The 11,142-nt window shown below is 72.4% G+C and carries 11 protein-coding genes; 7 read left to right on the top strand and 4 right to left on the bottom strand.

Translation table 11 applies throughout. The features are described from left to right. Window positions 1–97 precede the first annotated feature (97 nt). The 3 genes from VM889_11370 to VM889_11360 all read left to right on the top strand — a co-directional run bounded on the left by VM889_11370 (window position 98) and on the right by VM889_11360 (window position 2,498). Entirely contained in the window at window positions 98–649 is a 552-nt protein-coding gene (locus VM889_11370; protein ID HVL49149.1) for a hypothetical protein, read from the top strand. A gap of 25 nt (window positions 650–674) precedes the next feature. Further along, on the top strand, window positions 675–2,276 hold the full coding sequence (locus VM889_11365) for a DUF885 domain-containing protein (GenBank protein ID HVL49148.1): 1,602 nt from the start codon (window positions 675–677) through the stop codon (window positions 2,274–2,276). Between the two features lie 69 nt (window positions 2,277–2,345). Beyond that, window positions 2,346–2,498 carry a ribbon-helix-helix protein, CopG family gene (locus VM889_11360; GenBank protein ID HVL49147.1) on the top strand — a complete coding sequence of 51 codons (153 nt, stop codon included), beginning with the start codon at window positions 2,346–2,348 and terminating at the stop codon, window positions 2,496–2,498. A gap of 9 nt (window positions 2,499–2,507) precedes the next feature. Here the strand turns inward: VM889_11360 and VM889_11355 are convergent, their stop codons facing one another. Both VM889_11355 and VM889_11350 read right to left on the bottom strand, forming a co-directional pair. Continuing rightward, the gene (locus VM889_11355; protein ID HVL49146.1) at window positions 2,508–3,899 is read right to left on the bottom strand and encodes an OB-fold domain-containing protein; all 1,392 of its coding nucleotides are present in this window, start codon (window positions 3,897–3,899) and stop codon (window positions 2,508–2,510) included. Window position 3,900: 1 nt separating this feature from the next. Further along, complete coding sequence (locus VM889_11350; GenBank protein ID HVL49145.1) at window positions 3,901–5,061, bottom strand: thiolase domain-containing protein; 1,161 nt, start codon at window positions 5,059–5,061, stop codon at window positions 3,901–3,903. Between the two features lie 120 nt (window positions 5,062–5,181). Here VM889_11350 and VM889_11345 point away from each other — a divergent pair, with 120 nt between their 5' ends. After that, a complete protein-coding gene (locus VM889_11345) occupies window positions 5,182–5,589 on the top strand; it encodes a hypothetical protein (protein ID HVL49144.1) in 408 nt (135 codons plus the stop codon). On the opposite strand, the gene VM889_11340 is transcribed toward VM889_11345, so the two are convergent. Together VM889_11340 and VM889_11335 are read right to left on the bottom strand one after the other, a co-directional pair. Next, window positions 5,590–7,068 carry a PKD domain-containing protein gene (locus tag VM889_11340; protein ID HVL49143.1) on the bottom strand — a complete coding sequence of 493 codons (1,479 nt, stop codon included), beginning with the start codon at window positions 7,066–7,068 and terminating at the stop codon, window positions 5,590–5,592. A gap of 349 nt (window positions 7,069–7,417) precedes the next feature. Further along, the gene (locus VM889_11335; GenBank protein HVL49142.1) at window positions 7,418–7,966 is read right to left on the bottom strand and encodes a hypothetical protein; all 549 of its coding nucleotides are present in this window, start codon (window positions 7,964–7,966) and stop codon (window positions 7,418–7,420) included. 95 nt (window positions 7,967–8,061) lie between these two features. Between VM889_11335 and VM889_11330 the strand changes: the two genes are divergently transcribed. The 3 genes from VM889_11330 (at window position 8,062) to VM889_11320 (ending at window position 11,043) form a co-directional block, all read left to right on the top strand. Further along, entirely contained in the window at window positions 8,062–8,709 is a 648-nt protein-coding gene (locus VM889_11330) for a thiamine diphosphokinase (GenBank protein HVL49141.1), read from the top strand. Between the two features lie 38 nt (window positions 8,710–8,747). Then, window positions 8,748–9,599: a hypothetical protein gene (locus VM889_11325; GenBank protein ID HVL49140.1), complete on the top strand. Its 852-nt coding sequence runs from the start codon at window positions 8,748–8,750 to the stop codon at window positions 9,597–9,599. Between the two features lie 97 nt (window positions 9,600–9,696). After that, window positions 9,697–11,043, top strand: a complete 1,347-nt coding sequence (locus VM889_11320) for a geranylgeranyl reductase family protein (GenBank protein HVL49139.1) — start codon at window positions 9,697–9,699, stop codon at window positions 11,041–11,043. The last annotated feature ends 99 nt before the right edge of the window (window positions 11,044–11,142 follow it).

Here is an 11,142-nt window from a genome sequence, read left to right as displayed (position 1 = left end):
GTCCCGATCCATCCCCTTTCATCGAGAATCCCGCGGCGGCTCCGGGGAGTGTTCGAGAGACCCTTTAGGTGTCCGGGCTGTTGGCCCGACGCCTCGGGTGAGAACGATGTCGCACGACGTCTACTCGGCCTCCGTGGGCGACCTCGTCGCCGACGAAGGCAACGAACGCCGATCCCGGCTCATGAGCCTCGCCGTCGCCGCCTTCGGCGCGGGGCTTCTGGCGTCGAGCGTCGGTCTCCTCTTCATGACGAACACCTCGGTCGGGAACGGGCTCGATTCCATTCCCGTCCTCGTCGCCTACGGGGGTCTCGCCTCGCAAGGGGCGGGTTTCCTCATCGCGGGGATGCTCCTCCACCGAATGGCGAGCGAACGCGCCCGCCTGGCCCTCGAACGCGAGGGGATCCTCGAAGAGATCAGCCAGGCCCTTGAGCGCGTGAACGACCGGCTCGAACGCGCGGAACGGTCCTACCGCGAGCACGAACGCCGTCTCGAGCGCCAGGCGGAATCCCGCATCCTCGGCCGCATCCTCGATCACGAGGAGCGGCTGTCGGCGATCGAGCACGACCGCCCCGAGCCGGGGCTCGTGCGTCTCACGCCCTCGGCCCGGGCTCGCCCATCGCACCGCGAGGAGCAAGCCGAAGGGTCTTAGCGGCCGGGCCGTCCATCGCCCTCCGATGTCGGAGAGGTTCGAAGCGCTCGCCCGCGAGGTCTTCGAGGCGACGCTTGCCCGCGATCCCGCGTGGGCGACGCAGGTCGGCTGGCGCGGGCTCGACCACGCGCTTGCCCCCGCCGACCGCGCCGAGATCGACCGCGAACGCGCCGACGTCGCGCGCTGGCTCGCCGCCCTCGAAGACCTCGGCGAGGATTCCGTCGACGCCGCCGCCCTCGAGCACGTCCTCCTTCTCGCGCGATTCCGGCTCGACCGCCAGGAACGCTGGCGCCGCGATCCCGATTTCGCGATGCGCCTCATGGACCACGTTTTCCCGCTCCTCATCCGGACCCGGAGGCCGCTTGCGACCCGGGTCGAGGCGATGGCCGCGCGACTCGAGCAGGCGCCCGCCTGGCTCGTCGCGATGCGCGCGCGCGTCGATGCCGTCGACGTCCCGCCCGTATGGCTCGAATCGGCGGCGGAAACGGTGGAATCCGCGCCCGCGTTCCTCGAGGCCGTCCTTTCCGCCGGGCGCGGGGCGCCCGCCGGGACGCGCCTCGCGCGCGCGGTCGAAGGGGTCCGGCTCGCCCTCGAGGACCACGCGCGGTGGCTCGGGTCGCTCGAGGGCGTCGCCCGGGGCTCGTTCGCGCTCGGCGAGGAGAAGCTCGACGAGCTGCTCGCCATCCGGATGATCGAGGGCCCCGCCCGCGCGGTGCTCGAACGCGGCGAGCGCGAAGCGGCGGCGACGCGCAGCGCGCTCGAGGAAGCCGCTCTCACGGTGCTCGCCGAGGCGGGCCATGAAACGCCCCCCGACCCCGTCCGCGCCGCCTGGGAGGTCACGAAGCGGGACCACGCGACGACCTTCGAAGGCGTGGTCGCGGCGCACCGCGAGGCCTGCGACGCCGCGCGCGCCTTCGTCGCCGACCGCGGCCTCGCGACGGTCCCCGACGTCCCGCTCGAGATCGTGGAGACCCCGAGCTACCTCCGCCACATCATCCCGTTCGCGGCCTACGTCGAGCCCGCCCGCTTCGACGAGGCGCCGGCGGGAACGTACCTCGTGACGCCGAAGGTCGACCTCTCGCTCTTCCCCCACGCGGAGATCCGGAACACCACCGTCCACGAGGCCTGGCCCGGCCACCATCTGCAGCTCAGCGTCGCGAACCGCAACCCGAGCCTCGCGCGTGCCCTCGTCGGCGCGCCCGAGACCATCGAAGGCTGGGCGCTCTATTGCGAGGGGCTCCTCGGCCGCCACGGGTTCACGGCCTCGCCGAAGGAGCGCTTCGTGCGGGCGAAGGACGCCCATTGGCGCGCCCTGCGGGTCGTCCTCGACGTCGGCCTCCACACGGGGCGGTTGCGGTTCGAGGAGGCCGCGGCGCGCCTTGCGCGCGAAACCGGGATGACCGCCGAGGAGGCCACGGCCGAGGTCAAGCGCTACACGCTCGAACCCGGCTACAATCTCTCCTACCATCTCGGGCGCAAGGCCATCGAGGCGCTCGCGGCCCGCCTGCCGGAGGTGCCGGAGCGGGCCTTCCACGACGCCCTGGTCGCGGCCGGCTCCCTCCCCGTCCCGCTCCTCGAGCGGGCGATGCGGGAGACGCTTCAGCGCCCCGCCCGTGCGATGACATGACATGGACCTGTCGCTGTCGCGTCTGCAGGCGACACCCTTTTGCTCGCAAGGCTGCTATCGAGGGTTCCGATGGCTGAGAAACAGGTGCTCTTCCGGCTCGAAGAGGATCTCCTCGACAGGCTCGACCGGAAGCTCGCCCAGCGTGGTTATCGCACGCGCAATGCCTGGTTCCGCGACGTCGTGCGCGACTTCGCGGGCGAAGGGCGGAAGCGTCGCGACTGAAGCTCAGGCTCACGAGGTTGGCACGAACTTGAGCCCGTAGCGCCAGGCGCCCTGCTGCCGGTAGAGGCGCCTCAGCGCAGGCTCCACCTCGAGCCCGATCGCGATCCTGCCCGTTTCCACGTCCGCGAGGCGCGCGGTGACCCGGGGACCCTCCTCGAAACGCACGACCGCGACGGGGTACTCGCCCGCGAAGGCCTGCTCGGGGGCGAACTCCCCGGGCGACCCCCCGCGTCCGATGACCGTGAATGTCTCCACGACGGCCCGTCCCGCGAGGCGCTCGCGCGCAAACGCCCGGCCTCCGCACGCGGGGCACGCCGCGGGCGGAGGGTACGCGAGGCGGCCGCAGGCTCCGCACCGGGACGCTTCGAGCCGGTAGCGCGCGGGAAGATCCCGGGTGTAGGTCGCGGGCGGGATGTAGGCCCCGAGCGGCTCCTCGGGGATCGCGGCTCCCGCGGCGAAGGCGCCCCGCTCCATGAGCGCCTGATGGACGCTCGCCGGGCGGCCGCCGTCCGCGACGGCCTTGACGCCCGCGACGGCCGCGCGCGTTACCGCCTCGAGATGGACGATCGTGACGGCCCCCGCGTCCCGCGCGGCGGCGACGAGGCGGTGGCCCGGCTCGGCGTCCGCGAGCGCGAGGGCGAGATCGAACGGGGCCTGCGCGGCGCCGAGATCGCCGAGCCGACGTTCCGCGCTCTCGAGCGTGTGACGCGCGGCGAGCGGCTTGCCCCCGGGCCCCGGAAGCGTCGTCCCCACGGGGGAGGCGACGAGGGCGTCGATCGGGGGAAGCGGGCCGAGGACGGCGAGGGCGTCCTCGAAGAGCCCGTGCGGAACGTCGTCGAGGTCGGGGGAGCGCGCGACGCCCGCCGCGTCCAGGATGCGGCCGCCGAGCACCTCGCGCGCCGCGGATCCCGCGGCCGCAAGGCGCGCGCCCGCGCCGGGACCGACGACGAACGCCGCCGCCCCCGCGCCTTCGGCCTGCTCGGCCGGGTCGCCCGGCGCCGCCCTCGGAACGTCGACGGCGACCGCGAGCATCGGGCGCTCGACGGCGCGCGCGGAGTCGAAGGCGGCGACGAGGGCCGCAAGGCCGGCGGTGCGTCGCCCGCCGACGTCGAGGAGGCGCGCGTAGCGGAGACCAAGCGCCTCCGCGACGACCGCGGAGGCCGCCTCGTGCCCGCTTGTTGCGACGGCCACGAGACCGATCTCCTCGGGGTCGGCGCCCGAGGCCTCGAGCGCGCGCGCGGAGGCTTCGACGGCGAGCGTCGCCGCGTCCTCGTCCCAGGCACACGCGGATTTCGTCGCGAGGCCGCGGGGGCGCAGGTGCCCCCACGCGCGGCGCATCTCGTCCGCGGAGATCCGGAGCTTGCCGGCCGCGAGGCCCGCGCCGAGGATGGCGGGTTCCATCTCAACCCCTCCTCAGGACGTGGACGGCGCACGTCGCGCCCGAGCCGCCGACGTTGTGGGCGAGGCCGACCTCGGCGCCCGCGCGCTGGCGCGGTCCCGCCGCGCCGCGCAGCTGGAGGAATAGCTCGTGCACCTGCGCCGCGCCGGTCGCGCCGAGCGGATGGCCTTTCGCCTTGAGGCCGCCGGAGGCGTTCACGACGAGGTCGTTGCCGAGGCGCGTCGCGCCCGAGGCGACGAGCGGCCCGCCTTCTCCCTTCTTCGCGAACCCGAGGTCTTCCATGGCGAGGATCTCCGCGATGGTGAAGCAGTCGTGCACCTCCGCGACGTGCACGTCGCGCGGCCCGAGGCCGGCGCGTTCGAACGCGGCGCGCCCCGCCCGCTCGGTCGCGGCGAGCGTCGTGAGGCTCGCGCGGTCATGGAGCGCGAGGTGGTCGGTCGCGGCGGCGGAGGCCTCGATCCAGACCGGCGTGTCCGTGAGCGCGCGGGCGCGCGCCTCGGACGCGAGGATCATGGCGCTTCCGCCGTCGGTCGTCGAGCAGCAGTCGAGGACCGTGAGGGGCGCGGCGACCGTGGGCGCGGAAAGCGCCTTCTCGAGCGTGATCTCGCGGCGGAATTGCGCCTTCGGGTTCTTCGCCCCGTGCGCGTGGTTCTTCACGGCGACGCTCGCGAGGTGCTCGCGCGTCGTGCCGTACTCGTGCATGTGGCGGCGCGCGATCATCGCGTAGACGCCCGGGAAGGTCGCCCCCGCAAGGCGCTCCCAGGCCGTGTCGCCCGAGACGCCGAGCCAGTACCGCTGGTGGACGGGCGTGAGGTCCGTCATCTTCTCGAGCCCCCCCGCGAGCGCGACGTCGACGGCGCCCGACGCGACCGCGAGATAGGCGTCGCGCACCGCGAAGCCGCTCGAGGCGCACGCGTTCTCGACGCGGCGCGCGGGGATCGAGGGCCCGCCCGCCTGCTCGACGAGGTAGGCGCCGAGGTTTCCGAGCTGGGCGCCCCCGAAGCCGAGGCTGCCCACCCACGCCTCCTCCACGTCGCCGAGGGCGAGCCCCCGGTCCACGGATCCGAGCGCCTCGTGGACGGCCTCGGTGAAGAGCTCGCGCGGCGTCTCGGCGCGGGCGCCGAACGCGCTCATGCCGGACCCCACGATCGCGACGCGACGCATACGCACGGTGGAGCCCGCTTCGCGGCATGAGCGTTGCGGGCGGGCGGGGCGCATCCTTCGAGCGTCCGTTTTGAGGCATGCTCCAGAAACGGAATCCCTCATCCTTCGTGCGCAGGGGCGATGGCGCTCGGCGGATTCTCGTACGCCGTCCTCGCCGCGATCCTCACCGCGGGCACCGTGGCGGCGCTTCAGCCCTTCGCGGGGGAGCCGACCGAGCGGACCTACGTCCTCGAGGTCGACGACATGGCGCTCATCGTGCACGAGGTGTCGCACGAACGCCTCACGCGGGAGAAGGCCTCGCGGCCCTGGATCACGAACCACTGGTACTGGCCCCTCGCGCGCGGCTTCATCGACGGCGACGAGATCTGGGTCCAGGGCGACGCGTGGAACAAGCGCACGCTCATCGCGCACGAGGTCGGCCACGCCCTCGGCCACGACCACACGCTGCTGCCGACGACCATGAACGCGTGCGGCTGCCTGCGCTGGTTCGACTCCGAAGGGCTCGTACGGCTCGTGCCCGAGACGTGATCAGCGGCGGCGCGCAACGCGCGCCGCGGCGAGCGCGACGCCCGCAAGCGCGACGAGGCCCGGACCCGGGAGCCGCGAGGCCGCGCTGTCCTGGAGATCCTCCCCGAAATCGGCCTCCGGCGCGAGACGGGTGGGCGTGCTCTTCGGGGCCTCCATCGCGGGGCCTTCGATGAGAAGGCGTCCCACGCGCTCGATGGGATGCGCGCCGCATCCTTCCCATTTCGCGACCGCGCGGACCGTGTAGTTGCCGGGTTTGTAGTACGTGCGGTTCACGGCCCACCCCGTCGCGCCCTGGCCCTCGTCGCCGAAGTCCCACCGGACGTTGAGGCCCGGCCGCGTGTCGTTGCCTTCGAGGTCGGCCGCGAAGCGGACCGAGAACCCGGTGTAGCCCGCGGTCGGGAAGGTCGTGAAGTTGATGCGCGGCGATCCGCGGTCGCGGTAGATGGCGCTTGCGCCGCCCACGAGGTACGTGTCGCCGTTCGGGACGATGCGCGGCGTCCGGAATCCCTGGACGCACTCGAGCGGCGCGGGCCGCTCGCCGACGACCATGATCCGGTTGCTCAGGATCGCGAGGGGTTTCGGTCCGAGGAACACGAAGTCCCACGGAACGTCGTCGTCGATCGGGCAGGGATCGATCGTGACGCGGCGGAAGGGGCCCGCGGGCGCGCCCCAGAACGTGTCGCACGCTTTCGCGCCGCGCGAGAACCACGCGAAGGCCGTGCCGTTCGGCGCGACGGCCGCGTTCGCGCCGCGATAATCCCAGAACCGGTCGAGGAGCGTGCGCGTCACGCGCGGATCCGCGGCATGACCGAGCTGCACCTTCGTCGCGAGGGTCGCGTTCGGGATCGTGACGTTCGCGACATGGATCGCGTACCCGCCCGTCCGGTTGTACGTGACGCCGAATCCCCGGCCGTCCGCGAGGAGCGTCAGGCCCGTGGGGGTGCGGTCGAGACGCGGCCACGTCGTCCACACGGTGACGCCGGACGCTCCGTGGAGGGTGAAATTCCACCGCACGCCGTCGATGTGCAGGGTGAGAAGCCCGTCCGGCATCGTGCGCCACGTGTTCCACGGGCGGTACGGCGCGACGACGCGCTTCGCCGCCGTGCCGTTCGGCTCGGCCGTCGCGAACCAGGTGGAACCGCCGTCCTTCACGACGGCCCCGCCGATCATCGGCGGGACGGAGTAGAGCGCCCCCCACGATCCTCCGATGCGGCCGAGCGCCACGGAGACGATGCCTTCGCGCTCCCGGATGAACGTCGCCGTCCAGTTTCCCGAGGCGTTCGTGTCGTAGACGAGGAACGCATTGCGGTGCCACGAGAGCGTGTGCAGCGCCCCCCGCGCGTCGTACGCGAAATCGATGATGGACCGCTCCGCGCTCGACGGGAACGCGTGCACCGCTTCCCAGTCCGCCGACGCCGGAGGCATGAGCCCCGGCAACGCGAGGAGGACGATGGCGGCGAAGACCCCCGGGTGACGCATCCAGTCCCCCCGCTCTCTCGGCCGCCCGTCAAGAGGCCTTCGCTTTCGGCGGTTCCGGCCCGGGGCTCTCCGCCCCACGGTCCGGGCGCCGGGATTCGGACCGGGGCCGGCGCAGAGGCTCCGTGCGAGCCTTCCGGCCCCGGGAACGAGGAAAGCTGAAAGGCCCCCGCGGCCGGCTTCCGGCGAGCGCCGGGAGAGGGGAGGCAGAAGGCAGGGAGGGAGTCTCGGCCGCGGGGTCCTTGGACCCTCAGGGGCGCCGGTGGGTCATCTCAGTTTGCCCCGGGTTGGGCGTTCCCCCAATCACGGGGGCGCAACCGGCCACGGCGGGCGCGACCGACGCGGGTGGGGCTCACGGCAGGAGCGCGGCCACCGAGAAGGCGATCCACGGGCAGAGGGCGAGGAAGCTCGCCGCGGCGAGGCCGTGGAGCACGGCGCCCTTGCGCGTGCGCGTCCCGTCCTCCCAGCCCCAGAGCGCGGCCACGATGCCGAGGATGGCGATGAGGAGGATCGCGGCCGTGAGGGAGAGGAAGACGTCGAGGTCCGTCACGAACGCGACGAGCGCGGGGGGCGCGCCGGGCCAGGGCGGGGCCGCGATGTGCAGGATCAGCAGGATGGATTCGAGGGCGGCGAGCGGCAGCGCGAACCGGGGCGTCTTCCAGAGGACGAGGCCGATGAGGGTGCCGGAGGCGAGGCGCCTGCGCGGCGCGACCACGAGGTAGAGGAGCGCGAGGATCAGGTGGATCGCGCCCACGACGAGCAGCGTCCCCCAGAAGCCCCCGCCGTCCACGGGCAGCGCCACGATGCGCGCCGCGAAGAGGGCCCCCGCGAGGACGAGGACGACGCCGATGGCGAGGACGGTGAGACCGAACCCCCGGACGCGACGGTCGACGGCGACCACGTCGGACGCTTCCGTCGGGACCCCTATATGGACGTTGCGCGGGGTTGCCGGGGCCCGGCCCAGACTTTTTCACGGCGGCGCGCGTTGGGCCCGCGTTGAAACGGGCCGTCCTCGTCCTTTCCGGCGCGCCGCCCCCGCGCGCGGCCCTCGACCTCGCCCAGGGCGCCCTGCTCGTCGCGGTCGACGGCGGCGCGAACGTCCTCCATGGGTGGGGGCGTCTCCCGGACGTCGTCGTCGGGGACCTCGACAGCATCACGCGGGAGGCGCTCGCGTGGTGCGAGGCGGGCGGGGCGCGCATCGCCCGATTCCCCGTCGCGAAGGACGACACGGACGCCGCCCTCGCCCTCGCCGAGGCCCTCGCCTGGGGCGCGCGCGAGATCGTGTTCGCGGGCGCCACGGGCGGGCGGCTCGACCACACGCTCGCGAACTTCGGCCTCGCGCGCCGCGCGGCCGAGGCGGGCGCCGCCGTGCGTCTCGTGGAGGCGGAAGGCTCCGCGTGGGTCGTGGATGCCGCGCACCCGCTGCGCCTCAGCGATCTCGAAGGCCGCACCGCGAGCCTCCTCGCGCTCACGGGCGCGCTCGAAGGCGTGACCCTCGAGGGCTTCCGATGGCCGCTCGCCGACGCCCGGCTCGTGTTCGGCGACCCGCGCGGGGTCTCGAACGTCGTCGAGGCCCCCGTCGCGGAGGTCCGCGTCCGGGCGGGCATCGGGCTTCTCATCCTGCCTCCCGCGGGCGAAGGTTGATGACAACGGCGCGCTTCCCTGGAAACGAGGCTGAGGCATTGACCCGTTTCATCATCTTCCCCCTGATCGCCGCGCTCGCGCTCGCCGGCTGCATCGGCGCGGTGAACGCGCCCCCCGCGGACCCCGGACTGGACCTCGAAGCGCCGACGGCGCCGAGGGCGCTGAACCTGAGCTGGGGCTTCACGGACTGCACGGCCGCGATCGGGCTCTTCCCCGTCCAGGCCTCGAAGCTCAAGCCGTTCCTTCCCGAGGGCTTCCGGGCCCACTCCTTCCCTGAGATGGGGCTCCCGCCGGACCCCCGCGGCGACGCGAACCTCGGCCTCGAGGCGTTCACGTGCAAGGCCGGCGTCGGCCTGAACGGGACGTACGAAAAGGCGTTCTACGGCAGCATGTTCGCCTCGGTCGAGCCTCCGGCCCACCTCAAGGATCCCGCGCCCGGAACGATGCACTTCGTGAAATGGGACGTCCTCGTCCACGACGAGGCATTGCGGAACGCGCTCGCGAGCCTCGGCGTCCCCGCCAAGGCCGGAAGCGTCGGCTCGACGGTCGCGAAGACCCCCCTCGGCGACGGCAACCTCCTTTCGCTCGACCTCACGCTCGACGGGAAGAAGTTCAACTTCCAGACCGGCGGCCCCGCCTCCCCGCTCACCGGGAACTTCGTCGAATACACCGCCGTCCCCGGCGGCCTTGTGAAATGGACCGCCACGTTCACGGGCGTGACGGGCAACGCTCCCGGCACGATCGCGATCGACCCCGCAAGCGACGCCTACAAGATCGCCGGATCGGACCGCGTGCAGGCCCTCTTCTACCAGAGCACGGCGCTCACCTTCAAGGACGGCACGATCACGTTCGTCCCCGCGGGGACGAACGCGACCGCCCCCGCGAAGTGAGACCGTTTCCCAGGGGACGCGCGCGGTCGCGCGCGTCCTCCGGAGGGGCCCGTTCCGCTCGGAAACCTATAAAACGCCCTCCCCGCTTTTCGGCCGCATGGCTTCGGTCGGCGCCACCTCGGCGGGATCCCGGACCGTTTCGAACACCGCGTCTGAGCGGCCCTTCGACGGAGAGTACGACGTCATCGTGGCCGGCGGCGGCCCGGGCGGGTCCGCGACCGCGGCCTTCCTCGCCCGCGAAGGCATCAACGTCCTCCTCCTCGAGAAGGCGCGCTACCCGCGCGACAAGACGTGCGGCGACGCCATCTCGGGCAAGTCCGCGACCGTCCTCCGCGAGCTCGGCATCATCGACCAGGTCGAGGCCGCGCCGCACTCCATCGCCGAGGGGGTCCGCTTCTCGGGCCCCGACGGCGACGAGCTCACGATCCCGTTCCCGAAGAACGTCGACCCGAACGGCATCAAGAACTCGAAAAAGTACAACTACGTCACGCCCGGCTACGTGGCCCGGCGCCTCGTCTTCGACAACATCGTCTTCCAGCACGCGAAGGCGCAGAAGAGCGTCACCACGATCGAGGAGTTCGAGGTCAAGGACGTCCTCTTCGAGAACGGCAAGGCCGTGGGCGTCTCCGGCAAGGACGCCGACGGCGTCGAGCGCCGCTACGGCGCGAAGGTCGTCGTGGGCGCGGACGGCGCGATGTCGGTCGTCGCCCAGAAGGTCGGCGTCTTCGACCGCGACCACGACCACTGGCTCGGCGCGTTCCGCGTCTACTACGAAGGCGTGACGGGCATGACGAAGGACATCGAGATCCACTTCGTCGACGGCCTCATCCCCGGCTACTTCTGGATCTTCCCGCTCGAGAACGGTCTCGCGAACGTCGGCAGCGGCATGGTCGAGACGGACCTGCAGGCCGTCGACAAGAACGGGAAGAAGAAGGTCCAGCTCGTCGAGGACACCTACAAGATCATCCGCGAGCACCCGAAGTTCAAGGACCGCTTCAAGGACGCGAAGGAGCTGCCCGGCACGCGCAAGGGCTGGCTTCTCCCCGTCGGCTCGAAGCGCCGCACCATGCACGGCAACGGCTGGGTCCTCGTGGGCGACGCGGCCGCGCTCATCGACCCGTTCTCGGGCGAAGGCATCGGCAACGCGATGGTCTCGGGCCGCCTCGCCGCGGCGACCATCACGAAGGCCCTCGCCGCCCGCGACACGGGCGCCGCGGCCCTCGCGCCGTACGAAGCCGCCGTCCGCGCCGAGCTCGACCGCGAGCTCATGATGAGCTACAAGCTCCAGAAGCTCGGCCGCCACACGTGGCTCCTCAACTTCGTCCTCCGCCGCGCGGCGAAGAAGCCGCAGGTCCGCGACATCATCAGCCAGATGCTCGCCGACCGCGAGAAGAAGGAGGAGTTCGGCTCGGTCTGGTTCTACATCAAGCTGCTCTTGATGTAGGGTCGGACGCGCCGAACGGGCGCCTGTGGCCGTAGGCCCCTGACCGTACACGTGGACGTTCACGTGTGTTGCCACGCCCCAACACGTGGACGTTCACGT

The sequence above is a fragment of the Candidatus Thermoplasmatota archaeon genome (assembly GCA_035540375.1).
Taxonomy (GTDB): domain Archaea; phylum Thermoplasmatota; class SW-10-69-26; order JACQPN01; family JAJPHT01; genus DATLGO01.
The sequence above is the reverse complement of the archived record's forward strand: the minus strand, read 5'-3'. Positions and strand labels throughout refer to the sequence as shown.

Excerpts from the sequence above, each read along its gene's own strand:
- VM889_11365 (HVL49148.1), top strand. The coding sequence starts at position 675 with ATGTCGGAGAGGTTCGAAGCGCTCGCCCGCGAGGTCTTCGAGGCGACG.
- VM889_11355 (HVL49146.1), bottom strand. The coding sequence starts at position 3,899 with ATGGAACCCGCCATCCTCGGCGCGGGCCTCGCGGCCGGCAAGCTCCGG.
- VM889_11340 (HVL49143.1), bottom strand. The coding sequence starts at position 7,068 with ATGCGTCACCCGGGGGTCTTCGCCGCCATCGTCCTCCTCGCGTTGCCG.
- VM889_11320 (HVL49139.1), top strand. The coding sequence starts at position 9,697 with ATGGCTTCGGTCGGCGCCACCTCGGCGGGATCCCGGACCGTTTCGAAC.
- VM889_11360 (HVL49147.1), top strand. The coding sequence starts at position 2,346 with ATGGCTGAGAAACAGGTGCTCTTCCGGCTCGAAGAGGATCTCCTCGAC.
- VM889_11345 (HVL49144.1), top strand. The coding sequence starts at position 5,182 with ATGGCGCTCGGCGGATTCTCGTACGCCGTCCTCGCCGCGATCCTCACC.
- VM889_11350 (HVL49145.1), bottom strand. The coding sequence starts at position 5,061 with ATGCGTCGCGTCGCGATCGTGGGGTCCGGCATGAGCGCGTTCGGCGCC.